24 protein-coding genes and 1 pseudogene are annotated in these 23419 nt (G+C 66.1%); 15 read left to right on the top strand and 10 right to left on the bottom strand.

The genetic code is table 11. The features are described from left to right. The first annotated feature begins 16 nt into the window (after nt 1-16). The 5 genes from hutI to ACUXST_RS05875 are packed head-to-tail and all read left to right on the top strand — an operon-like array spanning nt 17 to nt 5268. Nucleotides 17-1228, top strand: a complete 1212-nt coding sequence (gene hutI / locus ACUXST_RS05855; protein ID WP_458389037.1) for an imidazolonepropionase — start codon at nt 17-19, stop codon at nt 1226-1228. Then, nucleotides 1221-1829, top strand: a complete 609-nt coding sequence (locus ACUXST_RS05860; RefSeq protein ID WP_458389038.1) for a Pr6Pr family membrane protein — start codon at nt 1221-1223, stop codon at nt 1827-1829. Before hutI ends, ACUXST_RS05860 begins: the two co-directional genes overlap by 8 nt. A gap of 12 nt (nt 1830-1841) precedes the next feature. Continuing rightward, nucleotides 1842-3506, top strand: a complete 1665-nt coding sequence (gene hutU / locus ACUXST_RS05865; protein WP_458389039.1) for a urocanate hydratase — start codon at nt 1842-1844, stop codon at nt 3504-3506. Beyond that, on the top strand, nt 3503-5023 hold the full coding sequence (hutH, locus tag ACUXST_RS05870) for a histidine ammonia-lyase (protein WP_458389040.1): 1521 nt from the start codon (nt 3503-3505) through the stop codon (nt 5021-5023). The genes hutU and hutH overlap by 4 nt, the downstream gene beginning before the upstream one ends. Next, the gene (locus ACUXST_RS05875; protein ID WP_458389041.1) at nt 5020-5268 is read left to right on the top strand and encodes a hypothetical protein; all 249 of its coding nucleotides are present in this window, start codon (nt 5020-5022) and stop codon (nt 5266-5268) included. Before hutH ends, ACUXST_RS05875 begins: the two co-directional genes overlap by 4 nt. Nucleotides 5269-5275: 7 nt before the next feature. Here ACUXST_RS05875 and ACUXST_RS05880 read toward each other — a convergent pair whose 3' ends face one another. From ACUXST_RS05880 to serS, 6 genes are all read right to left on the bottom strand, one after another. Then, on the bottom strand, nt 5276-5686 hold the full coding sequence (locus tag ACUXST_RS05880; RefSeq protein ID WP_458389042.1) for a DUF2147 domain-containing protein: 411 nt from the start codon (nt 5684-5686) through the stop codon (nt 5276-5278). Nucleotides 5687-5751: 65 nt separating this feature from the next. Next, the gene (locus ACUXST_RS05885; protein WP_458389545.1) at nt 5752-8982 is read right to left on the bottom strand and encodes an error-prone DNA polymerase; all 3231 of its coding nucleotides are present in this window, start codon (nt 8980-8982) and stop codon (nt 5752-5754) included. A 76-nt stretch (nt 8983-9058) separates the two neighbouring features. Further along, on the bottom strand, nt 9059-10576 hold the full coding sequence (locus ACUXST_RS05890; RefSeq protein WP_458389043.1) for a Y-family DNA polymerase: 1518 nt from the start codon (nt 10574-10576) through the stop codon (nt 9059-9061). After that, complete coding sequence (locus ACUXST_RS05895; RefSeq protein ID WP_458389044.1) at nt 10488-11195, bottom strand: ImuA family protein; 708 nt, start codon at nt 11193-11195, stop codon at nt 10488-10490. The genes ACUXST_RS05890 and ACUXST_RS05895 overlap by 89 nt, the downstream gene beginning before the upstream one ends. Nucleotides 11196-11292: 97 nt before the next feature. Further along, on the bottom strand, nt 11293-11868 hold the full coding sequence (locus ACUXST_RS05900; protein ID WP_458389045.1) for an esterase/lipase family protein: 576 nt from the start codon (nt 11866-11868) through the stop codon (nt 11293-11295). Nucleotides 11869-12013: 145 nt separating this feature from the next. Beyond that, complete coding sequence (gene serS / locus ACUXST_RS05905; RefSeq protein ID WP_458389046.1) at nt 12014-13273, bottom strand: serine--tRNA ligase; 1260 nt, start codon at nt 13271-13273, stop codon at nt 12014-12016. A gap of 53 nt (nt 13274-13326) precedes the next feature. Between serS and ACUXST_RS05910 the strand changes: the two genes are divergently transcribed. Beyond that, nucleotides 13327-14283, top strand: a complete 957-nt coding sequence (locus ACUXST_RS05910; RefSeq protein ID WP_458389047.1) for a DUF808 domain-containing protein — start codon at nt 13327-13329, stop codon at nt 14281-14283. Here ACUXST_RS05910 and ACUXST_RS05915 read toward each other — a convergent pair. The 3 genes from ACUXST_RS05915 to ACUXST_RS05925 form a co-directional block, all read right to left on the bottom strand. Further along, entirely contained in the window at nt 14280-14795 is a 516-nt protein-coding gene (locus ACUXST_RS05915; protein ID WP_458389048.1) for a flavin reductase family protein, read from the bottom strand. The genes ACUXST_RS05910 and ACUXST_RS05915 overlap by 4 nt on opposite strands. A 24-nt stretch (nt 14796-14819) precedes the next feature. Beyond that, the gene (locus tag ACUXST_RS05920; protein WP_458389049.1) at nt 14820-15599 is read right to left on the bottom strand and encodes a phenylalanine 4-monooxygenase; all 780 of its coding nucleotides are present in this window, start codon (nt 15597-15599) and stop codon (nt 14820-14822) included. Between the two features lie 209 nt (nt 15600-15808). Next, nucleotides 15809-16393 carry a TetR/AcrR family transcriptional regulator gene (locus ACUXST_RS05925; protein WP_458389050.1) on the bottom strand — a complete coding sequence of 195 codons (585 nt, stop codon included), beginning with the start codon at nt 16391-16393 and terminating at the stop codon, nt 15809-15811. Nucleotides 16394-16420: 27 nt separating this feature from the next. Between ACUXST_RS05925 and ACUXST_RS05930 the strand changes: the two genes are divergently transcribed. The 7 genes and pseudogenes from ACUXST_RS05930 to ACUXST_RS05960 all read left to right on the top strand — a co-directional run bounded on the left by ACUXST_RS05930 (nt 16421) and on the right by ACUXST_RS05960 (nt 20650). Further along, nucleotides 16421-17293, top strand: coding sequence for a metal-dependent hydrolase (locus tag ACUXST_RS05930; protein WP_458389051.1), 873 nt, complete (start codon nt 16421-16423; stop codon nt 17291-17293). Between the two features lie 111 nt (nt 17294-17404). Further along, nucleotides 17405-17872 (top strand): MarR family winged helix-turn-helix transcriptional regulator, encoded by a 468-nt coding sequence (locus ACUXST_RS05935; RefSeq protein WP_458389052.1) that lies wholly within the window; start codon nt 17405-17407, stop codon nt 17870-17872. Nucleotides 17873-17921: 49 nt separating this feature from the next. Then, a pseudogene (locus ACUXST_RS05940) lies at nt 17922-18764 on the top strand (zinc-dependent alcohol dehydrogenase family protein); the annotation flags it as partial. Then, nucleotides 18647-18931 (top strand): zinc-binding dehydrogenase, encoded by a 285-nt coding sequence (locus tag ACUXST_RS05945; RefSeq protein ID WP_458389546.1) that lies wholly within the window; start codon nt 18647-18649, stop codon nt 18929-18931. The pseudogene ACUXST_RS05940 and the gene ACUXST_RS05945, both read left to right, overlap by 118 nt. 63 nt (nt 18932-18994) lie before the next feature. Further along, nucleotides 18995-19420: an organic hydroperoxide resistance protein gene (locus ACUXST_RS05950; protein ID WP_458389053.1), complete on the top strand. Its 426-nt coding sequence runs from the start codon at nt 18995-18997 to the stop codon at nt 19418-19420. A gap of 221 nt (nt 19421-19641) precedes the next feature. Continuing rightward, entirely contained in the window at nt 19642-20058 is a 417-nt protein-coding gene (locus ACUXST_RS05955; RefSeq protein WP_458389054.1) for an ester cyclase, read from the top strand. 67 nt (nt 20059-20125) lie between these two features. After that, entirely contained in the window at nt 20126-20650 is a 525-nt protein-coding gene (locus tag ACUXST_RS05960) for a TetR/AcrR family transcriptional regulator (RefSeq protein WP_458389055.1), read from the top strand. A 29-nt stretch (nt 20651-20679) separates the two neighbouring features. Here the strand turns inward: ACUXST_RS05960 and ACUXST_RS05965 are convergent, their stop codons facing one another. Next, nucleotides 20680-20940 carry a 4a-hydroxytetrahydrobiopterin dehydratase gene (locus ACUXST_RS05965; RefSeq protein WP_458389056.1) on the bottom strand — a complete coding sequence of 87 codons (261 nt, stop codon included), beginning with the start codon at nt 20938-20940 and terminating at the stop codon, nt 20680-20682. Nucleotides 20941-21130: 190 nt separating this feature from the next. Between ACUXST_RS05965 and hppD the strand changes: the two genes are divergently transcribed. Continuing rightward, complete coding sequence (hppD, locus tag ACUXST_RS05970; RefSeq protein ID WP_458389057.1) at nt 21131-22219, top strand: 4-hydroxyphenylpyruvate dioxygenase; 1089 nt, start codon at nt 21131-21133, stop codon at nt 22217-22219. Beyond that, on the top strand, nt 22216-23418 hold the full coding sequence (pcaF, locus tag ACUXST_RS05975) for a 3-oxoadipyl-CoA thiolase (protein WP_458389547.1): 1203 nt from the start codon (nt 22216-22218) through the stop codon (nt 23416-23418). The genes hppD and pcaF overlap by 4 nt, the downstream gene beginning before the upstream one ends. Nucleotide 23419: the final 1 nt, after the last annotated feature.

Below are 23419 nucleotides of genomic sequence, written 5' to 3' on the forward strand. Positions count from 1 at the left end.
CTAAAGCCCATCGGGCATGTGGGACCGGCTGCTCGTCGACTGCAACATCGCGACGCTGCAGCCCGCGCCGGGCAATCCGCTTGGCATCGTCGAAAATGGCGCGATCGGCATCGCCGACCGCAAGGTAGTGCGCGTTGGCCGCCGGACGGAACTCGCGGGCTATCGCGCTGCCAAGGTCGATGCGCTCGCCGGCGCCTGGGTCACGCCGGGCCTGATCGACTGCCACACGCACCTCGTCTTTGGCGGCACGCGCGCCGACGAGCACGCCATGCGCCGCGCGGGCGCGAGCTACGAGGAGATCGCCAAGGCGGGCGGCGGGATCACGTCCACGGTCGCCAAGACTGCGGCGGCAACGGACGACGACCTGCTGGACCAGAGCCGTCGCCGGTTGCATTCGCTCATGCGCGGCGGCTGCACGACGGTTGAGGTGAAGTCCGGCTACGGGCTCGATCGCAAGAGCGAGCTCCGCCTGCTGAAGCTTGCGAGCAAGCTGGGGGAAGGCGAGGCGGTCCGGATCGTGCCGACCCTGCTCGCGCTCCATGCACTCCCAGCCGACCAGCGCGACCGCCGCGCGCATTACGTAAGCGAGATCGTCGACAAGCTGATCCCGGAAGCTGCAAAGCAGGGTCTCGCGACAAGCGTCGACGCTTTCTGCGACACGATCGCGTTTACTCCCGAGGAGGTGGAGCGGCTGTTCAAGGCGGCTGCCCACCACGGCCTCCGCGTCCGGCTGCATGCCGAGCAATTGTCCAACCAGAAGGGCGCCGCGCTCGCCGCCGAGTATCGCGCGCTATCGGCCGACCACCTTGAACATCTGGATGACACGGGTGCCAAGGCAATGGCGTCGGCCGGCACCGTCGCGGTGCTTCTACCTGGGGCCTTCTATGCGCTGCAGGAGGAACGTAAGCCGCCGATCGCTTTGCTTCGCAAGCACAGGGTGCCGATGGCGGTTGCCACCGACTGCAACCCGGGCACGTCGCCGCTGCTGTCACCGACGCTGGCCATCAACATGGCCTGCACCCTCTTCGGCCTAACCCCGGAGGAGGCGCTCGCCGGGATGACCATCAACGCCGCCCGCGCGCTCGGCCTGGCGCACAGCATTGGCAGCCTTGCTCCAGGCAAGCAGGCGGACCTCTGCGTCTGGCAGATCGAAAGCCTGTCCGAGCTCTCCTACTGGATCGGGCTGCCTGGGCCCGGACGGCGGATTTTCGCGGGGTTGGATGCGTAGGATCGCTGCGGCAATCGTCGCGATCGCCTGCTGGGCCGGCCTGGCCGTGCAGTTCTCGGCAACCTACGCCGGAACGCCCGATGTGGCCGCAACGCTCTGGATCCTGCTCCGCTTCTTCACCGTCATCACCAACCTCGCAGTCGCACTTTGCATGACCTGGGTGGCGACCGGCGCGCGCCTCTCCGCTTCGCTTCTCGGCGGCCTGACGCTCGCCATCCTCCTGGTTGGCGTCGTCTATTTCACGCTGCTGCAGGGACTGCAGAACCTTGAAGGCGCCGCGCTGCTTGCCGACACTTTGCTCCACAAGATCACGCCGGTGCTGATGGCGCTTTGGTGGCTGCTGTTTGCCCCGCGCGCACAGCTCAAGTGGAGCGCGCCTATATGGTGGTGCGTCTATCCGTTCGTCTATCTTGCCTACGTGCTGGCGCGCGGACGCGTGGACGGCAGATACCCCTACCCGTTCATCGACGTCGGCCACCTCGGCTGGGTGCAGGTGACGCTGAACGCAGGCGGCATTGCGATGGCGTTCATCCTTGCTGGTCTGGCGCTCGTTTGGGTGGACCGATGGCGTCCACTTGGGTCGCGACGTTCCAGCCGCTAGAGCAAACCTCGCATGACCGACAAACGCGACAATTCACGCCATATCCGCGCCCGCCGCGGTACCGACATCAAGGCAAGAAGCTGGGCAGCCGAAGCGGCGGTCCGGATGCTGATGAACAACCTCGACGACGAAGTTGCCGAGGATCCGCAGAGCCTCGTCGTCTATGGCGGGATCGGCCGTGCAGCGCGTAATTGGGAATGCTTCGACAAGATCGTCGAAACACTTGAGCGCTTGGACGAAGACCAGACGCTGCTCGTCCAGTCCGGCAAGCCCGTCGGCGTGTTCCGCACCCACAAGGACGCACCGCGCGTCCTGATCGCCAACTCCAACATCGTGCCCAAGTGGGCGAACTGGGAGACCTTCAACCAGCTCGATCGGGCCGGGCTCATGATGTACGGCCAGATGACCGCCGGCAGCTGGATCTACATCGGCACGCAGGGCATCGTCCAAGGCACCTACGAGACCTTCGCCGAGATGGGGCGCCAGCATTTCGGCGGCGATCTTCGCGGCAAGTGGATCCTCACCGCCGGTCTCGGCGGGATGGGCGGCGCACAGCCGCTCGCCGCCGTGATGGCCGGCGCTCACTGCATCGCCATCGAAGTCCAGGAAAGCCGCATCGAGAAACGCCTCGAGACCCGGTACCTCGACCGCCGCGCGACCAGCATCGACGAGGCGCTGGAGATCATCCGCACCGCGACCGAGCCGACCAGCGTTGGCCTGCTCGGCAACGCCGCCGAGATCGTGCCGGAGATGCTCGCTCGCGGTGTCCGCCCCGACGCGCTGACCGACCAGACCAGCGCCCATGATCCTGCCAACGGCTATTGCCCGGCAGGCTGGAGCGTCGCCAAGTGGCAGGAGATGCGCGAGCGCGACCCCGAAGCGGTCGCTCACGCCGCCCGCATCTCGATCGCGCGCCATGTCGAGGCGATGCTGTCGTTCAAGGACATGGGCGTGCCAGTGTTCGACTATGGCAACAATATCCGCCAGCAAGCCAAGGACACCGGCGTCACCCACGCCTTCGACTTCCCGGGCTTCGTCCCCGCTTACGTCCGGCCGCTGTTCTGTCGCGGCATCGGCCCGTTCCGCTGGGTCGCGCTCAGCGGCGATCCCGAGGACATCTACCGGACCGACCAGCGCGTAAAGGAGCTGATCCCCGACGATGCGCACCTGCACCGCTGGCTCGACATGGCGCGTGAGCGGATCGCGTTCCAGGGGTTGCCCGCACGCATCTGCTGGGTCGGCCTCGGGCAGCGGCACCGGCTCGGCCTGGCGTTAAACGAGATGGTGCGCAACGGCGAGGTCTCGGCGCCGATCGTCATCGGCCGCGACCACCTCGACAGCGGCAGCGTCGCATCGCCGAACCGCGAAACCGAAAGCATGAAGGACGGGAGCGACGTGGTCAGCGACTGGCCGCTGCTGAACGCCCTGCTGAACACTGCGTCCGGCGCGACCTGGGTGTCGCTCCACCACGGCGGCGGTGTCGGCATGGGCTATTCGCAGCACGCCGGGATGGTGATCGTTGCCGACGGCACCGACGACGCTGAACGCCGACTGGAGCGCGTCCTGTGGAATGACCCGGCGACCGGCGTCATGCGCCACGCAGATGCCGGCTACGAGATTGCAGTCGATTGCGCGCGCGAGCAGGGGCTCGACCTCCCGATGATCAACGGCCGATGAAGCTGAACCCGCAGAACGTCACCCTCGCGGACCTGCGTAAGCTGTGGAGCGGTGCGGCCGCCCGGCTCGACGACGCTTCGCTGCGGCGGATCGATCAGGCCGCAGCGTCGGTCGAGCGCATCGTCGCCGGCGGCGGCACTGTCTACGGCGTCAACACCGGCTTCGGCATCCTCGCAAACACCCGCATCCCGCCGCACCGCCTGGCCGAGCTGCAGACCAACCTCATCCTCTCGCACAGCGCCGGTCTCGGCGACCCGCTGCCGCGCCACATCACGCGGCTGATGATCGTGCTGAAGCTTGTCGGCCTCGGGCGCGGCCACTCGGGTGTGCGGCGAGACGTGATCGACGGTCTCCAGGCCTTGCTCGATCATGATGCGATGCCGCTGATCCCGGCGCAGGGCAGCGTCGGCGCCTCCGGCGACCTCGCGCCCCTCGCGCATATGACCGCGGCGCTGATGGGATACGGGTCGATCGACGTCGCCGGTGCCGTGATGACGGCAACCGCTGCCCTAACTCACCTCGGCATCGCACCGCTGCAGCTCGGGCCGAAGGAAGGTCTCGCTCTCATCAATGGTACGCAGGCGAGCACCGCGATCGCGCTCGATGCGCTGTTCCGGGGCGAGCGTGTCTTCGCCGCGGCACTTGCGGCGGGGGCAATGTCCACGGACGCGCTCAAGGGCTCGGCCAAGCCGTTCCACCCGTACGTGTCTGAGTTGCGCGGGCAGCCGGGGCAGATCCGCGTCGCTGCGGCGATTCGCGGCCTCCTCGAAGGCAGCGGCATCCTCTGTAGTCACGAGACGGACTGCCCCAAGGTGCAGGACCCTTACAGCTTCCGCTGCCAGCCGCAGGTGATGGGCTCAGCGCTCGACCTGCTGGAACATGCTGCGCGGACGCTGACCATCGAAGCAGCGGCGGTGACTGACAACCCGGTCGTCTTCCCGGACGAGGACTCGACCATCTCCGGCGGCAATTTCCACGCCCAGCCAGTTGCCTTCGCCGCCGACATCATCGCCATGGCGCTGTGCGAGGCCGGCTCCTTGTCCGAGCGGCGCACGGCCGTCCTGATCGACCCCAAGATGAGCGGATTGCCCGCTTTCCTGACGCAGGATTCGGGCGTGAACTCGGGCCTGATGATCCCGCAGGTCACCGCCGCCGCCTTGGTCAGCGAGAACAAGAGCCTGGCCTTCCCGGCAAGCGTCGATTCCATCCCGACCTCGGCCGGCCAGGAAGACCATGTGTCAATGGCGCCGATTGCCGCGCGAAAAGCGGGCACGATCGCCAACAATGTAGCCGGAGTGATTGCGGTGGAGTTGATCGCTGCCGCTCAAGGCGTCGACCACCATCGGCCACTCAAGACCTCGCCCGCGCTCCGCTCCGTGCATCGCAAGGTGCGCGCGCTGTCTCCCGGATTCACGTCGGACCGCTACTGGGCAAGTGAGCTTGCCGCACTTCAGTCGGCGGTGCTGGCCGGAGAGATCGGCACGCCTGCCCTGCTGGGCGGTGGCGAGATCAGGTGATCGCCAGGGCCCGGGCAACGCGGGTCATCGTCTCGGTCGTCGCTTGTGCAATCGCCCTTCCCGCCGCCGGGTACCTGTTCGGCCCGCGCGGCCTCGCGATTGCCGCGGCTCTGGCCCTGTTGTGGCTGGCCTGGCGGCACGACAACGAAGTCGGCGTGTGCCTGCCGCTCGCGGTGCTGTTCCTGATCGTGATTGGCGTGATGGGCCTGCTGCTTTACCTGATGCTCATCACGCACCAACGGTGAGGCAGGCCTAGCCGGCGCGCGTCCAGCGCTGTTCCTTGCACAGCAGCATCCCGCCGATGGCGCAGCCGCGCACCGTAATCGCGTCCGGGCCGACGATTCGGATGGTTGCGGGCGCGCGGATGTTGCGCTTTGGGTCGAACACCTGGCCCTTGAACGTGCCTTGCCCGGCGGGGCGGAGGCCGCTCAGGATCTGCGTGCCGATCAGGTGGGGCGTGCCGCCGTTGCGGGCCGTCGCCTGCGCCTTGGGCGAGGCCTTCACGACCGTGCCGCAGAATGAGTTCCCGCACGGCGCGACGCGGACGACGACACTGCCCTTGGGGTTGACCCAACGCCCCTCGATGGCGGCCTGCGCGGACGCCGCGAAGGGTATCGCTGCAATGACGAGTGCGACTGCGGCTTTGGCGAGAATCTGTTTCATACTCATGAGTCTAGCCGGATTTTGTGGCCGAATTGGCACGCTCAGCTTGCGGACTCATGAACCGATCAGTGGAAGTCGCGACTCTTCGGGATGATCTCGACGTCGCGCGGATGGACTGCCGACGGCGGCCGCCAACTCCCCGGAGCATCGCCCTGCGAGAGGGTGGAGGGCAGCGCCTCCTCGCTCAACCGCCGCAACAGGTGGCTATGGTCCTCCAGCCGCCGCGCGACGACATGGATCACGCCATCGTCCTCGTCGCGTTGGATCATTCCATGCACCGCCATCAGCCGCGCGCCCATGACGATCTTGCGCTGCTTCTCGAACACGTCAGGCCAGATCACCAGGTTAGCCACGCCGGTCTCGTCCTCGATGGTGATGAACACCACGCCTTTGGCGCTGCCCGGTCGCTGGCGGATCAGGACCAGCCCGGCGATCGACACGCGCCTGCTGTCGCGGATGGTCTTGAGCTGCTCGGCAGTAATGAACTTTTGTCCCGCATAATGCTCGCGAAGGAAGCGCATCGGGTGCGCCTTCAGGCTGAGGCGGATGGTCTGGTAGTCGTTCACGACATGCTCGCTGAGCGGCATCGCCGGCAGCTGCGCAGGCTCGGCTTCCGCGCCCTCGTCGCGTGCCTCGGCAGCCGCGAACAGCGGCAGGTCCGGCGCCGGTTTGAGTGCGCGCGAGTCCCACAGCGCCTCCCGCCGGTCGAGCCCCATCGACCGGAACGCATCCGCCGCCGCAAGCCGCTGGATCGCATGCACCGGCACAGCGCCACGGCTGCGTAGCTGTTCGACCGAGGCATAAGGTCGCCCCCCGACGAGCCGCTCCGCCGCCTCGCGGTGCAGCCCGTCGATCTGTCGCAGGCCAAGCCGCAATGCGCCGCTCTCCAGCGTGCAATCCCACCCGCTCAGGTTCACATCCACCTCGCGCACCTCCACCCCGTGCTCGCGCGCGTCGCGGACGATCTGGGCGGGCGCGTAGAAGCCCATCGGCTGCGAGTTCAGAAGCGCGCAGGCGAACGCCGCCGGATATCGCCACCGCAGCCAGCTCGACACGTAGACCAGGTGCGCGAAGCTCGCCGCGTGGCTTTCGGGGAAGCCATATTCGCCGAAGCCCTTGATCTGGTCGAAGCAGCGCTGGGCGAACTCGGGATCGTAGCCGCGCGTCACCATGCGGCCGACCATCTTCTCCTGAAGCGTCTCGATCTTCCCCTTCGACCGGAACGTCGCCATCGCCTTGCGAAGCTGGTTTGCCTCTTCGGACGAGAACTTCGCGGCATCGAGCGCGATCTTCATCGCCTGCTCCTGGAAGATCGGCACGCCGAGCGTCCGCCCGAGGATCCGCTCGAGCTCGTCCGGCTCGCCATGCGCCGGGTCGGGGCAGGGGAAGGTCACCGGCTCCTTGCCCGACCGTCGCTTGAGGTACGGGTGGACCATGTCGCCCTGGATCGGCCCGGGCCGGACGATCGCCACCTCGATCACCAGGTCGTAGAAGCAGCGCGGCTTCAGTCTCGGCAGCATGTTCATCTGCGCCCGGCTCTCGACCTGGAACACGCCGAGCGAATCCCCGCGGCACAGCATGTCGTAGACCTCGGGCACCTCCTGCGGGACCGTCGCCAGGTTCCAGTCCTCGCCATGGTGAAGCCGCACCAGGTCGAAGCATTTGCGGATGCAGGTCAGCATCCCCAGCGCCAGCACGTCGATCTTGAGGATGCCGAGCTCCTCGATGTCGTCCTTGTCCCATTCGATGAAGGTGCGGTCGTCCATCGCGCCATTGCCGATCGGCACCGTCTCGGTGAGCGGCCGCTCGGTCAGGATGAAGCCACCGACATGCTGCGACAGGTGTCGCGGCATGCCGACCAGCTGCTCGGCCAGCTTCATCGTCCGCCTCAGGTGCGGGTCGGACAGGTCCAGCCCGGCGTCGTTCGCGCGGGCGTCCTCCACCTCGGCGTCCATGCTGCCCCAGACCGTCGACGCGAGGGCCCCGCACACGTCCTCGCTGAGGCCCATGACCTTGCCGACCTCGCGGATCGCCGAGCGCGGCCGATAGTGGATCACCGTTGCGGCAATTCCGGCCCGCTCGCGGCCGTACTTGGCGTAGATGTGTTGGATCACCTCCTCGCGGCGCTCATGTTCGAAATCGACGTCGATGTCGGGCGGCTCCTTGCGCTCTTCGGAGATGAAGCGCTCGAACAACAGGTCGCTGGTCGCCGGATCGACCGCAGTGATGCCCAGGCAATAGCAAACGGCGCTGTTCGCCGCCGACCCGCGCCCCTGGCACAGGATCGGCGGATCGAGGCTGCGCGCGAACGCGACGATCTCGTGAACGGTCAGGAAATATCGAGCGAAGTCGAGTTTCTCGATCAGCTGCAGCTCATGGTTGAGCTGCGTCAGCACCTTGTAGGGCACGCGCTCGCCCCAGCGGTCGTGCGCGCCGGCCCAGGTCAGATGCTCCAGATGCTGCTGCGGAGTCCGCCCGTCCGGCACCGTTTCCCGAGGGTATTCGTAGCGCAGCTCGTCGAGGCTGAAGTGCAGCGCGTCGGCGAACTCCCGCGTCGCGGAAATTGCGTGCGGCCAGCGCGCGAACAGCCGAACCATCTCGTCCGGCGGCTTCAGATGCCGCTCGGCATTCGGGTTGAGCAGGTATCCCGCACTGGCGATCGTCGTCTTCTCGCGGATGCAGGTGACGACGTCCTGCAGCGGTCGGCGGTCGGGCGCATGATAATGGACGTCGTTGGTCGCCAGGATCGTGCAACCTTGCCGTCGGGCTATGCGGTCCAGCCGCTCGATGCGGGTGCTGTCGTTGCCGCGATACAGCCAGCTTGCGGCGACATGGCGCAGCGACGGCAGTGCGTCGCGCAATCTCGGCAGATCTTCTGCGAACGCGTCGAGATCGTCCGGCGGCCAGGCGATGAAGGCGCCGCCCTCGCTGTGCGCTGCGACATCGGCAAGGCTGATCGCGCACTCGCCCTTCGGCGACCGCATCTTCCCCAGGCTCAGCAGCCGCGACAACCACCCGTAGCCGTCGCGGTCGACCGGATAGGCGAGCAGCGACGGCGCATCCGTCAGGTCGAGGCGGCAGCCGATCAGCGGCTTGATCCCGGCCCCTGTGCAGGCGCTGTGCATCCGCACGACGCCGCTCAGAGTGTTGCGGTCGGCAATCCCGATCGCGTCATAGCCAAGCGGCAGCGCCGTCAGCACCAGCTCGATCGCGTCCGACGCCCCGCGCAGGAACGAGAAGGGCGACGTGACCCCAAGCTCGACATAAGGCGACGGCGTGGTCGGCGCCGGTGGCATGTCCGCCTGCCGCACCAGCTTGAGCCGTGAAAAGCTCGGTTGCTCGGGCATCAGCCGAGCGCCTTTTCAAATATGTTCATCCGAACAGGCCATGGATGAACCAGTTGGGGACCCCGCCGCGCCCGTCGCCGATCAGGCCCTCCCGGTAGATCCAGTAGCGGCGCCCTTCGGCATCCTCGACGCGGTAGTAATCGCGAAGCCGCGCCGACGACGGCTGCCGCCACCATTCCGGCGCGATGCGCTCCGGCCCTTCGACCCGCGCAATGTCATGCATCGTCCGCCGCCACCGGAAGCGGCGCGGCATGCCTTCCGGCGTCGCGTAGATCACGTCGATCGCTTCCGCCCGGTCGAGCAGACGTTGCGGGCAAAGCTTAAGCTCGCCTTCGTCAGGGGAAGATGTCGAAGCAACCGCCGCCACCCAGCCGCTCGCCCGCTCGGGCAAATGGCTCTCGTGCCTCTTCGGCCGCCGCACCGCTCGCACGCCAAGCTTTACCGTCAGCCGATCGACCAGCCGCGCCAGCTCACGCTCGCCGCCCGGCTCCTCGACCAGGCTCTCCTGTCCCGCGCCCAGCTCTTCGGTCCAGTCGGCCACCAGGACGAACGCGTCGAAACCGAACTCCGGGTCGAGCGCCGCCGCCGGTTCGCCGAGCAGGCGCTCAAGATGTTTCGGCTCGCGGCTGGCAATCGTGGCCGAGACCGACGCCGTCGCAACGCTGCCGTCGACCCGGAAGCCATGCAACGCCAGCCGCCGCGCGCCGAGGCGCCGCTCCTGCAGCTGGCGGACGATCTCCGGGATCAGCCGTTCCAGCGCCTGGCCCGGCGCTTCGACGTGCGTCACCGGTTCCTCCAGCCGCAGCGCGGCGCGCGGCGGCGGATCGGTGGGCGCTGCCGTCAGCGGTTCGGGCTTGCGGCCGAGCGCCCGGTCGAGCGCATCGACGACGTCCGCCGCTCCCCGGAACCGCCGCGCCAGCCCCAGCCGGGGCACCCCGATCAGCGAACCGATGGTCTTCAGGCCCAACCGGTCGAGCGTCCGAACGGTGTCGCCGTCGAGGCGCAGCGCCGAGACGTGCAGGGGTGAGAGCCGGGCTTCCGCTTCCTCAGCGTCGCAAATGCCCGGCGCATGATGAGCAAGCGCCCAAGCCGCTGCGGCACTCGGCGCCACCGCCACCCGCACCGTCAGGCCGAGCGCGGCAAACCGCGCCCGCACATCGGCAACCAGCCCGCGTTCGTCGCCGAACAGATGCGCGACTCCGCCGATGTCGAGCCGCAGCCCGTCCGGCCCGTCGACCTCGACCAGCGGCGACCAGCGCCCGGCCCATTTCGCAAGCCGCTGCACCAGCGCCGCATCGCCCTCCGGATCCGCCGGGACCGCGACCAGCGCCGGATCGAGCGCCCGCGCGTCGGTCAGCCGGGCACCGGCACGTGCCCCACGCTCGGCGGCAGCGGGCGTCACGGCATGGATGATCGGCCCGTGAGTGCCTTCCACGGTGAGCACGACAGGGCTGTCAGGCGGACAGTCGGCGCTCCTCGCCCAGCGCTCGATCGCCACCTTCGGCAACCAGATGGAAAGCACCCGCGTCCGACGCCTCGTCATGGGCGAGCCTCCAGCGTCCCGGCGGCATTCCCCGCGCCCGGAACAGCTCGGCGTCCCACGCCGGCGCTCCCGGAGCACGCGGGTCCAGCGGGTTCGCCAACGACGGCGCGCTTGCGATCCGCCAACGCATCCTGGCGCCGCTGAGGTTGGCGTGGCCGCCCAGCCGAATCAAAAAGGCGGCCACGCCGGACCGCTCCGCAGCGACTGCCAGCCGCCGCGTTGCGGTAAAATCGAGCGCTCGCGGGTCGCCCCACAACTCGCCGATGACGCAGGAAAGGCCGCTGCATCTCAGCCCTTCCTCCATTGCCCACAAGGCGTCGCGGGCATCGCGCGCCTCGACGTGGATGAGGTCGCGGCTTGGCAACCCCGGCGGATAGATCCGGCCGCTCTCCAGGATCGCCATCCGGTCCTGCACCCACAGCACCGGCCTGTCAGTCTGCACCTGCGCCAACAGGAATCCGGCGCATCCCCCATCGCGCGGATGTGCGGCGAACAGCTCGGACAGGGTCGGCTGGGCCGGCCGGGGCAGAGTCCATCGTTCGCCCGCTCCATCCGGAAGCGGGCGTGTCTCGGCCGGCCCGGAGCGTCCGGAGACAGCTCCGCCGGTGACCAGGGACAAGCCTCCTGACACACGACTCACAACGTTTCTGTTCTGCTTTTGTTCTTGTCCCGCGACTCAGCCCCGGGAGTCAATGGCGCGACTCGGCAGCGCCAAATCAGGTCGGCGAGCGGCCCTCGGTTTCGTGCAGGAAGATGCCAATTTCGCGCCCCACCCGCTGCGTCGCCCGACGCGAAATGCCGAAGGCCATGTGTCCGCAGCCGATCTCGACTTCCTTGTCGCGCTCGCCGTCGAGACCGCGCGCGGCGCGCTTCGCGACGATGCCGTCCTTCTTCGACCAGATCGCCAGCGTTGGAACAGCCGGCTTGTCCGCATGATGCGGGACAGGCGGCGAATGGACCGGATGGCCCGTCACCCACTCGTACAGCCGCCACACATTGTTCTGATGCGGATCGCCCGAAAAGGGTGAACCCAGCGTCACGACGGCGCGAACCATCTCCGGCACCTCGCGCGCCAGCTCGCGGGAGAACAGGCCCCCAAGGCTCCACCCGACCAGCAGCACCGGACGACCGTCGTAAAGCGCCTCCAGCCGCTGCCGCAGGTGCCGGAGAACGTCGATATGAGCGCCTTTGTTGAGCCCCAGGTCCCATGGATAGGTACGCCACCCCCGCCGCGCGAGCGAGCGCCGAAGCTCCATGCAGGTGCGGTCGGTGGCCAGGAAGCCGGGGATCACCAGCGCCGGCGGTCCGTCCTCGGGCCCGCGGGGGCCAAGGTCGCCGAAGCCGTGCCAGAAGCGCCCGAACAGCGAGCCCGCTTCGGCATAGCGACGCCACGCCGGGGGCGGCTTGTCGTCGCCGGTGAACCGCGGTGTATCGGGCCTAGAGATATTCGCTTCCCATCAGTTCCTGCAGCGCCTTGGGCAGCCGCACCCGCCCGTCCGCCGTCTGATGATTTTCAAGCAGCGGCACCAGGATGCGTGGGGAAGCGAGTGCCGTGTTGTTCAGCGTGTGCGCGAACCGCACCTTCCCGTCGCTGCCGCGGTAACGGATGTTCGCCCGCCGCGCCTGCCAGTCGTGCAACGTCGAGCAACTGTGCGTCTCGCGATACTTCCCAAGCGTCGGGACCCAGCTCTCGATGTCGTTCATCCGGTACTTGCCCAGCCCCATGTCGCCGGTCGACGTCTCGATCACCTGATAGGGGATCTCCATCGCCTGCAGCAGGTCCTCGGCCAGCCCGAGCAGCCGCGCGTGCCACTCGGCCGACTGCGCGTCGTCCGCCTCGCAGATCACATATTGCTCGACCTTGACGAACTGGTGGACGCGTAAAAGGCCGCGCACGTCCTTGCCGGCGCTGCCTGCCTCGCGGCGGAAACAGGGCGAATAACCGGCATAGAGCACCGGCAGCTTGTCGCCCTCGATGATCTCGCCCGAATGAAGCGAGGTCAGCACCACCTCGGCGGTCCCGGCCAGCCACACGTCGTCGTTCGGAAGCTGGTAGGTCTCCTCGCGATGGCCCGGGAACTGCCCCTGGTTCAGGAAAGCCTGCTCGCGCGCGATTGCCGGCACCGTAATCGGCGTGAACCCCGCGCCCGCGATCCGCTCCAGCGCCCAGCCCATCAGCTTGGTCTCGAGCAGCGCCAGCCGTCCCTTCAGGCAATAGGTCCGCGACCCCGAGACCTGCGTCACCCGCGACAGCTCGGCCCAGTCGTTCTTCTCGATCAGCGCCACATGGTCGAGCGGCTCGAAATCGAACTTCCGCGGCTCGCCTTCGGTGCGGATGACGGTGTTGAAGCTCTCGTCCGGCCCGACCGGAGCGCCCCCGTACGGAAGTCCCGGCAGCTTCAGTTGCAGCGCCTTTAGCTCCGCCTCGCGCCCGGCAAGTTCGCCTTCGAGCGCGGACGCTCGCGCGCCGGCTTCCTTCGCCTGCCGCCCAAGCTCCGCCTTCTCGTGTGGCGAAGCGTCCTTGAACTTTGCGCTGACGGCGTTCCGTTCGGCGCGAAGCTGCTCGATCTCCGCCTTGGCGGCGCGCACCTCGGCATCGAGCGTCAGGAGCGCACCAAGGTCCACATCGACGTTCTTGACCATGATCGCGCGCTCGACGGCCTCGCGATTGGCTCTGACGAAATCCAGGCTCAACATGGCCGCGCACTGCGCGAATTGCCTGCCAAGGGCAAGTTCGCCTAACGGGCCCAATGTCCGGTGGTCTGCTAGCTCTCCTCGACGATATCGCAACCATGGCAAAGCTCGCCGCGGCGTCGCTCGACGACGTGGCGGCGGCCGCCGGCACGGCCAGCGCCAAGGCTGCGGGGGTCGTCATTGACGATACGGCCGTAACCCCGCGCTACGTGGTCGGCCTCGCTCCGGAGCGGGAGCTGCCGATCATCGGCAAGATCGCCTTGGGCTCCATCCGCAACAAGATCCTGTTCCTGCTCCCGGCAGCGCTTTTGCTGACCGCCTTCGCTCCGTTCCTCACAACGCCGCTGCTGATGATCGGCGGCGGCTATCTCGCTTTCGAGGCGACCGAGAAGATTTTCGAGAAGCTGCTTCACGAGCATGAGCATGAAGAGCAGCTCGTGGACACCATGGTCGACCCCGCCGAGCTCGAGAAGATGCAGGTGAAGGGCGCCATCCGCACCGACTTCATCCTTTCCGCCGAGATCATGGCCATCGCGCTCGCGAGCCTCGAGCATCTGACGCTGCTGACGACCGCACTTGCCCTGGTCGTTGTCGCCCTCGCGATCACGGCTGGCGTCTACGGGGTCGTCGCGCTCATCGTGAAGCTCGACGATATCGGCTTGCACATGACGCTGCGCGGCAGCCGCGCCCGGCGCGCGGTCGGCGAGGCGCTCGTGCGTGGCGTTCCGAAGCTGCTGACCGCGCTGTCGGCAATCGGCACTGCGGCAATGCTGTGGGTCGGCGGCGGCATCCTGCTGCACGGGCTTGAGGAGATGCACATCGCCGGAGCCGTCACCCACGCGGTGCACGATTTCGCCCACGATGCCGGCGCCGCTTCAGGCATCTTCGGAGGACTGGTGAACTGGCTCGTCGGCGCGCTCGCCGGTGCGATCGCCGGATTGCTCGTCGGCGGAGTGATCGTGATCGTCGTCCGCCGCTTCACCAAGCGCCCGGAAGACCTGATCGTCGACTAGTCGAAGTGAAGCCGGCGGTACCGCCCGCGGAAATAGAGCAGCGGATCGAGGCTGGCGTCGAAGCTGGCCTTGACCACTTGGCCAACCAGGATGTGATGGTCGCCGCCGTCGTACACCGCGTAGCGTTCGCACTCGAACACGCACAGTGAATCGCCCAGGATCGGGGCGCCGCCCTCGCCGCACGACCAGGGCGTGGTTCCGAACCGGTCCTCGACGCGCGTCGAAAAGGTCATCGAAGCCGGCTGTTGGCCGGTCTGAAGGACGTTGATGCCAAAGCTGGCGGCGTTCACTAGCGCCTCGCAGCTTGTCGCCTGCTTGTGGATGCAGACCAGCAACAGCGGAGGCTCCAGCGACACGGACGTAAAGCTATTGACCGTCAGCCCGACCGGCCGCTCGCCCTCATCGAGAGCAGTCACCACCGTCACTCCGGTCGCGAAGCAGCCGAGCGCATCGCGGAGGGTGCGCGGATCGTGCCCGCTGCGATACTCGCCCTTGGTCGAAGGTTCGGCCATCGGCGCGGGTATAGCGTCCGCCGCTTACAGTGCCAGCAACTCCTCGGGCGTCAACGCCAGCACCTCGGCAATGGTCGAGTTCAGCGACTCCGAGACAAGATACCGCGGCTGGAAGGCGTCATGCTTGTAGGGCGTGTTCACTGCCTTCGCCGCGAAGAACGGCAGCCGCTCGACGGTGTTGCTCTCGAGGCTGAAGTGCGCCTCCCCGAAGCTGGACGCGAGACCCGCGCCCAGAATCTTCAGCTCGCCATGTTCCTGCGCCAGCCCGAACTCGACGCTGTGCCAGTAGATGCGCGCCATCCGGTGCCCTTCGCCGGCAGCGATCGCCGCCGTCCCGAGCCGCCCGACATGCTCGACCATCTCGGCGAACTCGTGATGGGCGAGCATCGGGATATGCCCGAACAGGTCGTGGAAGCAGTCCGGCGCTTCGAGATAGTCGAGCTGCGCCCGCTTGCGAATGAAATTGCCGACCGGGAACACGCGCTCAGTCAGCATCGCGAAGAACGCGTCGTCCGGCACCAGCCCGGGAACAGCAACCGTCCGCCAGCCGGTCCGCGGCTCCAGGATCGCGTTCAGCTCGCCAAGCTCCGGAATGCCCGGATGCGACAGCCGCAACAGGTCGATGCCGTCGAGGAACTCTGACACCACCCGACTGCCGAGCAACTCCACCTGACGCGCGAACAGCAGGTCCCAGACCGCATGGTCCTCGGCCGTGAACGAGTCCCAGCCCTGCGGGACGACATAGCCCTGCCAGCCCGCTGCTGGAGCGTGCCGTCGGGCGCTGGCGTCTAACTCGGTCAACATCTCGGGTCCTTTCTCAAGCACTAAAAAACCCGCCGAGCTGGCGCTGGCGGGTCGGAGGCCGGTGAGCGGTGCGTCAGGTGCGCGTCAGCTCGTCGGGGCCTCCCCGGTATAATAATAGCGTACCGTCGCAGCCGAAGCGGCGCGGACAGTGGTCGAGGCAAGCAAGGTCTTCATCTCTGCAGCAATTATGCTTCTGGCCATGTGAACGGTCAATGTCCGCCGGTGCTGGCGATCCGCTGCCGGAGCCGCTCCGCTGCAAGCTCGCGCGCTGCATCGCGGGGCAGCCCAAGCGACTCGGCGATCTCCCCGCCCAGCAGCGAGTCTCCGAGCGCAGACAGCGCCAGCGCCAGCGTGTTCTCCGCGACCCGCTCCTCGTCGTGGCCGGCGCTCAGCTGCGCCACCAGCCCGTGCAGCGACTCCAGCACCGGGTTCAGCGCATCGCGGTTGCCCGAAAGGATCATCCAGGCGGCAAGCGCTCCGGCGCCTTCCTTGCCGAACGCGTCGAAGGTTCCGTCGACGATCTCGCGTACGTCCGCTTCACCGGCACGCGCGCGCTCCACCGCCTCGGCGATCGTCCCGTTCACCCGCTCGGCGATCGATCGCGCAAGTTCCGCCTGCAGCGCCGCCGCCGAACCGAAGTGATGGAGCAGGTTCGCGTGCGTCCGCCCGACCTCGGCAGCCACGGCCTTCAGTGTCACGGCCTGCGGACCGCTCTCCAGCAGCAGACGCCGCGCCGCAGCCAGCGCGTTGGATCGGCTCTCTTCCGGGCCAAGTCGTGTCCGCTTTATTGACATGGATGTCAGTAAACCTATGTTTCCCTCATGGCTACGACGACTCTGAACGCACCGGAAGATCTCCGCATCACCCCTCGTGATCGCCGCTTCGGCCGCGAAAGGACAGCTCCGCGCCTGTGGCACGGCGGCAGCGTCGAAGCGACTGCGATCTACAACGCGCTGTCCACGACCTTCCCGGCCGGGGAGGCCTTTTTCGTCGAAAGCGTTCGCCAGTTCCGCCAAGGCACGCCGCCGCGCCTCGCGGAAGAGATCAGGGCCTTCACCACGCAGGAAGCGATCCACAGCCGCGAGCACGAGGCCTTCAATCGCCGCGCCGCCGAGTCCGGCTACGACCTGTCGAAGCTGGAGGCGAAGGTCGACGAGCGCCTCGCGCTGACCCGCGACCGTCCGGCGATCGTCAGCCTCGCGGCGACGATGGCGCTCGAGCATTTCACCGCGATCCTCGCCCACGAGCTTCTCGCCAATTCCAGGCACCTCGAAGGCGCCGAAAGGGAAACCGCCGACCTGTGGCGCTGGCACGCTTGCGAGGAGATCGAGCACAAGGGCGTCGCCTACGACACCTGGCTGCACGCCACGACAGGCTGGAGCCGCTGGAAGCGTTGGAGCCTGAAGGCGAAGATCATGCTGATCATCACCCAGCATTTCGTCGTCGACCGCACCGCCGGAGCGCTGGAGCTGATGCGCCAAGACGGCGTCACCGGGGCAAAAGCCTGGGCGAAGCTGCTGTCTTACCTGTGGCTAAAACCCGGCATGTTCCGCAAGATCGCCGGCGCCTGGCTCAGCTTCTTCCTGCCGGGCTTCCACCCGTGGAACGTCGACGACCGCCACCTGCTCGCCGCCTACGAGTCCAGCGTGCCGGAGCAACCTGCACCTCCCCGCAAGGTCCGCGGCACCGCTTGACGAAGCGACCGCTTATGTCTGCTACCGACCCAAAGCAGACATTAGCGGCAGACGCGAAGCTCGGAAACTCGATGGGTTGAAGGACGTTGGCCAGCCATTATATGGTGCACCATGCAAGATGTCTCCGATCAAGAAACTGACCTGCCCGAGAGGGTCGCCCTCGATCATCAGCTTTCGTTCGCACTGTATGGCGCTGCCAATAGGATGGTGCGCCTCCACAAGCCGTTCCTTGATCCACTGGGACTGACATTCCCTCAATATCTTGTCTTGCTTGAACTGTTCTCTGGCACCCCCAGAACGGTTGGCGATTTGGGGGCTAAGCTCGGCATCGACGCTGGCACAATCACACCGTTGCTGAAGCGATTGGAAGCTGCGGGACGCATTACCCGCACTCGCGATGCCTCGGATGAGCGGCGCGTGTTGATCGAGCTTACGGCAGCCGGGGAGGCACTGCGCCACCCAATCTGGTCGGTCACTCGTCAGATCGACACTGCCTGCGGTCGATCAAACGAGGACAACGCCTCTCTCAAAAACACGCTCGATGGTTTCGCACGCGCTGCGCCGCGCCAGAGCCTTTAACCCCTCGGGTCCGCTGCGTGCGGGCACCATTTCCCAAAAGGATCATAAGATGAAAGCTGTAAGGCTGAACCTCGCCGACAAACCCACGCTGAAATTACGTGACGAGCCGCTACAGACGCTCGGTCGTCGTGACGTTCTTGTTCGGGTCCATGCCGCCTCCCTGAACTTCCGCGACCAAGCTGTGCTGGATCAGGCATATGGTGGTCGGACGCTCGAAGTCGTGCCGCTGTCCGATGGAGCCGGGGAAGTTGTCGCAGTCGGCGAGGATGTTACGCGGACGAAGATTGGTGATCGGGTGGCGGCAAGCTGCAACCACAACTGGATCGGCGGACCTTATCTAGACGAGTATCAGTCTAACAGTATCGGCTTCACCGTTGATGGGTGGCTGGCCGAGCACATACTCGTCCCTGAGCACGCCATCGTCCACCTGCCCGACTACCTGAGCTATGTAGACGCATCGTCGCTCGCCTGCGCGGCTGTGACGGCTTGGACTGCGCTTAATCGTTCATCTCCTCTCTACCCCGGTCAAACCGTCCTCGTTCAGGGAACGGGCGGCGTGTCCCTGTTCGCGCTGCAGATCGCAAAGATGGTCGGCGGACGTGTTCTGGCAATCACGTCTTCTGACGAGAAGGCCGAGAAGCTGAAGCAACTCGGCGCAGATGCCGTGGTCAACTACAGCACTCAGCCGAATTGGGATCGGGAGATACTCGCGCTTACCGATGGGCTTGGGGTCGATAAGGTGGTCGAGATCGCCGGTGAGAAGACTATCGTCCAATCCGCAGCCTCGACCAAGATCGGCGGCGAAGTCTCGCTGGTTGGCTTTGCCAGCGGTTTCGGGGGCGGGCTGCCGCCCATCGACATTCTTTCGCGCACCATCACAGTGGGCGGAACGGCGATTGGTCCGCGTCTGCACTTCGAGGCCTCTTAGCCGCCATGCAGGCACACAAGATGAAGCCGGTGATCGACCAAGTGTTCCCGTTTGCGGATTACGAAGGCGCGTATCGCCGCCTCGCAAGCGGCCAGATGGTTGGCAAGGTGGTCATCGACGTCACTGCTTAGATGCCTCGCAACGAGCAACCAGAGTTGGGCAAGATGGATTGCTCATCAGAGAAAGGATCGGCTGTGAGCCACCTCTACACCACCAGAGTGAACGCCTATGGCGGCCGCAGTGGCACCATTAAGAGCGAGGACGGCATCCTCGCTCTACCTCTCGCCTTGCCGAAGGAACTTGGCGGCAAAGGCGGTGCGACCAATCCCGAGCAACTCTTTGCTGCGGGCTATGCCGCCTGCTTCGAAAATGCCGTGATCCACGTCACGCGGGCGCAGGCTGACAAAGTAGGCGACGATGACATCGAGGTTGCCTGCCACGTGAGCCTACTGCCAAATGGCGAAGGCGGCTTCAAACTCGCGGTCGCGCTCGACGTGGAGATCGCAGGGATCGATCAGGACAAGGCCGAAGCAATCGTCAAGGCCGCCCACGCTGTTTGTCCTTACTCCAATGCGATCAAAGGCAACGTCGAGGTCACCCTGACAGTCTTCGCGCAATGAGGGGCACGATGGCAGCGTAGGGCGGCAGGGAAGCCTCTCGGCTGATTGCCACGTCGCGACCGTCGAACGTCTGCTTTCCACCCAAAGCGGACATTGGCTGCATAGGTCGGTTTCGGACGCAAGAAGATCCACACAGAAGCGTGAACGCGCACCTGTGCGACATCAGTATTGACATGAGACAACCGTCTCACTAACTGGACGCCTCGAACAGGAGGTGGCAGATGGCACTCACTCGTGAACAGATGGATCAGAAACTCGACGAGCACTTCGGTTATGAGGCGCGCGATGACATCGAAGGTGTGGTCACGACGCTTGATCAGGATGTCGAGCACGACGTAGTGGGCTGGCCCGCTGGCCCAAGTCGTGGACGCGAGCAGGCGCGCGCATTTTACGAGGCGACGTTCCCCGATCTGGCCGACGGGAAGTTCAGAACTCTCCGCCGGCTGTATGGCGACAACTTCATGGTCGACGATTCCCTTTGGACCGGAGTAGCGAAGGGCCGGCCGTTCGGTTTCGACGGGGGCGGCAGGCCATTGGAGTTCCGCCTGCTGCACGTGCTTGAGTTCACCGATCGGGGCGACATCAAACGCGAAAACGTGTGGCTCGACATCGCTTCCATTCAGCAGCAGCTCTCCTGACGTGCCGCTTGAAGGAGGACGCGGGAACCAGCGCAGCCGGACGCGCCGCGATCTCCTCGAAGCCGCATTGAGTGTGTCGGCCGGGGGTAAAAGTGTAACCTTGGATGAGATTGCCGGAACGGCTCAGGTGTCGCGGGCCACCGCGTACAGGTATTTTCCCAACGTAGAGGATCTGCTCGCGGAAGCGTCACTGCACGTGGCTTTTCCCGACCCCGAATGCCTGTCCACCGCCTCTGACGATCCTGTCGAACGGCTCCTGCTGATCGACGACGCCGTTGAGCGCATGGTCACCGCCAACGAGACTGCATTGCGGATGATGATCGCCAGCGCGAGCAAACTTCCGCTTCAATCGGGCGATGTCCCCGCACGGCAGAACCGTCGATTGCCGCTCATCGAAGCAGCGTTAGCGCCAGCGCGATCGCACTTCGCTCCGGAAGCGTACAAGCGAGTGACGGAAGCCCTGTGCCTGGTGATCGGCACAGAGGCCATGCTGGTCTTCAAGGATGTCCTTGGCCTTACTCCGAAGCAGGCGCGGGAGGCTAGGCGATGGACCATAAAATCACTGATCGAAGCCGCGCTGCGGAATGAGTGAGCGCGGCCGCTCCCCACCCAAAGCAGACACTAGGCATTATCGCCCACTAGCGCGTTGATCGCGCCCGCCAGCTTGCGGTCGCGCTCGGTCACGCCGCCCGCGTCATGGCTGGTCAGGCGGAAGTCGATGCGGTTCCACACGCTGGTGAACTCCGGATGGTGATCGACCTCCTCCGCGTGGAGCGCGACGCGGGTGAGGAAAGCGAACGCCTCGCTGAAGTCCTTGAACTTGAACGTCCGCGTCAGCGCCTTGCCTGCGCCGTCCATCTGCCATCCATCAGGCACTTCCATCATCAGCTCCCCTCTGTCCTACAGCCGGACTTGTCGCTTAAGCGCTGCTCGATGACCAGCAGTCGCCTTTGCTCGCTCCGCCGCACCGCTCAGCGTGGGTACCAGCGTGTCAGTGGGAACATTGGGAACATTCGCCGGCCTTGAAATGCGGAGTTGCGAAGCGCAGGTGAGCCGCGAAGAGGAGAGGGACATGGCTACTGCAGTCGCGGAGAAGGGCCCGCTCGGGCTCGAAAATCCCATGGGCACCGACGGGTTCGAGTTCGTCGAATATACCGCGCCGGACATCGAGCTGCTGCGCTCGCTGTTCACCAGGATGGGCTTCCCCGAAGTCGCCCGACACAAGAGCAAGAACGTCACGCTGCACAAGCAGGGCGACTGCAACTTCGTGATCAATGCCGAGCCCGGCAGCTACGCCGAGCAATATGCCAAGGATCACGGGCCGAGCGCCTGCGCGATGGCGTTCCGGGTCAAGGACGCGAAGGCCGCCCATCAACGCGCGCTCAGCCTCGGGGCGACGAACGTCGAAGTGAAGACCGGCGACGGCGAGCTCGACATTCCGGCGATCGAAGGCATCGGCGGTTCGCGCCTGTTCTTCGTCGATCGCTATGGTGACGGCGGCTCGATCTACGAGGTCGATTTCGACTTCCATCCCGACTGGAAGCAGCGGATGGGCGATGCCGACAGCAAGCTCACCTACATCGACCACCTGACGCACAACGTGCAGCGTGGGCGCATGTCGGTCTGGGCCGATTTCTACGAGCGGCTCTTCAATTTCCGCGAGATTCGCTACTTTGACATCGAGGGCAAGCAGACCGGCCTGTTCTCCAAGGCGATGACTTCACCCTGCGGCCAGATCCGGATTCCGCTCAACGAGAGCCAGGACGACAAGAGCCAGATCGAGGAGTTCCTGCGCGAGTACAAGGGCGAGGGCATCCAGCACATCGCCCTTGGCACGACGGACATCTACAGTGCCGTCGATGTCCTGCGCGGCCGCGGCATTCCCTTCCAGGACACGCCCGACACCTATTACGAAATGCTTCCCGAGCGCATCAAAGGCCATGAGGAGAGCATCCCCGAACTGGAGAAGCGCCGCATCCTGATGGACGGCGCGCCCACCGAGGGCCAGGGCCTGTTGCTGCAGATCTTCACCCAGAATGTCATTGGCCCGATCTTCTTCGAGATCATCCAGCGCAAGGGCAACGAGGGCTTCGGCGAGGGCAATTTCAAGGCGCTGTTCGAGAGCATCGAGCTCGACCAGGTGCGGCGGGGCGTGCTCTGACCGAAGCCTTCATCTGCGACTATGTCCGGACGCCGATCGGCCGCTATGGCGGCGCGCTCGCGCACGTGCGGGCCGACGATCTCGCCGCGATCCCGATCCGGGCCTTGATCGACCGCAACCCGGGCGTGGACTGGGCCGATCTCGACGACGTAATCCTGGGCTGCGCCAACCAGGCCGGCGAGGACAATCGCAATCTGGCGCGTATGGCTGGCCTGCTCGCCGGGCTTCCTGACAGCTCTGGCGGAGTCACGCTCAACCGCCTGTGCGGCTCGGGACTCGATGCGGTGGCGATGGCGGCGCGGGCAATCCGCGGCGGCGAGTCCGACCTGATCATCGCCGGCGGCTCGGAAAGCATGAGCCGCGCGCCGTTCGTCATGCCAAAGGCGGAACAGCCGTTCAGCCGCTCAGCCGAAATTTACGACACCACCATCGGCTGGCGCTTCGTCAATCCGAAGATGAAGGACGCCTACGGCGACGACACGATGCCGAGCACGGCCGAAAACGTGGCGCAAGACTTTCAAATCAGCCGCGACGACCAGGACGCGTTCGCGATGCGGAGCCAACAGAAGACTGCGGCAGCGCAGGCGAACGGACGGCTCGCAGCTGAGATCGTGCCGGTCTCCATCCCGCAGCGTAAAGGCGGTCCGGTCGTCGTCGACACGGACGAGCATCCGCGCCTCACCAGCCTTGAGAAGCTCGCCGCCTTGAAACCGATCGTCCGCAAGGACGGCACCGTCACCGCCGGCAATGCGTCCGGCGTGAACGACGGCGCGGCCGCGATCATCATCGCCTCGGAAGACGCGGCCAAGCGCAACGGCCTCACGCCCCGGGCGCGCGTGCTCGGCGCTGCCGTCGCTGGAGTGCCGCCGCGCATCATGGGCATCGGCCCGGCGCCCGCCTCCGAAAAGCTCATGAAACGGCTCGGCGTGAAAATCGGCGACCTCGACGTCATCGAACTCAACGAAGCTTTCGCCGCGCAGGGCCTCGCCGTCCTGCGCCAGCTCGGTCTTCCAGATGACGCGGCGCAGGTGAACCCGAACGGCGGCGCGATCGCCCTCGGCCACCCGCTCGGGATGTCCGGCGCGCGCCTGGCGCTGACGGCGACCGAGGAACTGCAGCGCACCGGCGGCAAGCTCGCGCTCGCCACCATGTGCATCGGTGTCGGCCAGGGAATCGCTCTGGCCGTCGAACGGGTGTAAT

The sequence above is a fragment of the Sphingomonas sp. F9_3S_D5_B_2 genome (genome assembly GCF_054263715.1).

What these genes read in the sequence shown, in the direction of transcription:
- serS (WP_458389046.1), bottom strand. Translation starts at nt 13,273, where the DNA reads ATGTTGAGCCTGGATTTCGTCAGAGCCAATCGCGAGGCCGTCGAGCGC.
- hppD (WP_458389057.1), top strand. Translation starts at nt 21,131, where the DNA reads ATGGCTACTGCAGTCGCGGAGAAGGGCCCGCTCGGGCTCGAAAATCCC.
- ACUXST_RS05890 (WP_458389043.1), bottom strand. Translation starts at nt 10,576, where the DNA reads ATGACGAGGCGTCGGACGCGGGTGCTTTCCATCTGGTTGCCGAAGGTG.
- ACUXST_RS05910 (WP_458389047.1), top strand. Translation starts at nt 13,327, where the DNA reads ATGTCCGGTGGTCTGCTAGCTCTCCTCGACGATATCGCAACCATGGCA.
- ACUXST_RS05935 (WP_458389052.1), top strand. Translation starts at nt 17,405, where the DNA reads ATGCAAGATGTCTCCGATCAAGAAACTGACCTGCCCGAGAGGGTCGCC.
- hutI (WP_458389037.1), top strand. Translation starts at nt 17, where the DNA reads ATGTGGGACCGGCTGCTCGTCGACTGCAACATCGCGACGCTGCAGCCC.
- ACUXST_RS05965 (WP_458389056.1), bottom strand. Translation starts at nt 20,940, where the DNA reads ATGGAAGTGCCTGATGGATGGCAGATGGACGGCGCAGGCAAGGCGCTG.
- ACUXST_RS05915 (WP_458389048.1), bottom strand. Translation starts at nt 14,795, where the DNA reads ATGGCCGAACCTTCGACCAAGGGCGAGTATCGCAGCGGGCACGATCCG.
- ACUXST_RS05930 (WP_458389051.1), top strand. Translation starts at nt 16,421, where the DNA reads ATGGCTACGACGACTCTGAACGCACCGGAAGATCTCCGCATCACCCCT.
- hutH (WP_458389040.1), top strand. Translation starts at nt 3,503, where the DNA reads ATGAAGCTGAACCCGCAGAACGTCACCCTCGCGGACCTGCGTAAGCTG.
- ACUXST_RS05920 (WP_458389049.1), bottom strand. Translation starts at nt 15,599, where the DNA reads ATGTTGACCGAGTTAGACGCCAGCGCCCGACGGCACGCTCCAGCAGCG.
- ACUXST_RS05885 (WP_458389545.1), bottom strand. Translation starts at nt 8,982, where the DNA reads ATGCCACCGGCGCCGACCACGCCGTCGCCTTATGTCGAGCTTGGGGTC.
- ACUXST_RS05925 (WP_458389050.1), bottom strand. Translation starts at nt 16,393, where the DNA reads ATGTCAATAAAGCGGACACGACTTGGCCCGGAAGAGAGCCGATCCAAC.
- ACUXST_RS05880 (WP_458389042.1), bottom strand. Translation starts at nt 5,686, where the DNA reads ATGAAACAGATTCTCGCCAAAGCCGCAGTCGCACTCGTCATTGCAGCG.
- ACUXST_RS05955 (WP_458389054.1), top strand. Translation starts at nt 19,642, where the DNA reads ATGGCACTCACTCGTGAACAGATGGATCAGAAACTCGACGAGCACTTC.
- ACUXST_RS05860 (WP_458389038.1), top strand. Translation starts at nt 1,221, where the DNA reads ATGCGTAGGATCGCTGCGGCAATCGTCGCGATCGCCTGCTGGGCCGGC.
- hutU (WP_458389039.1), top strand. Translation starts at nt 1,842, where the DNA reads ATGACCGACAAACGCGACAATTCACGCCATATCCGCGCCCGCCGCGGT.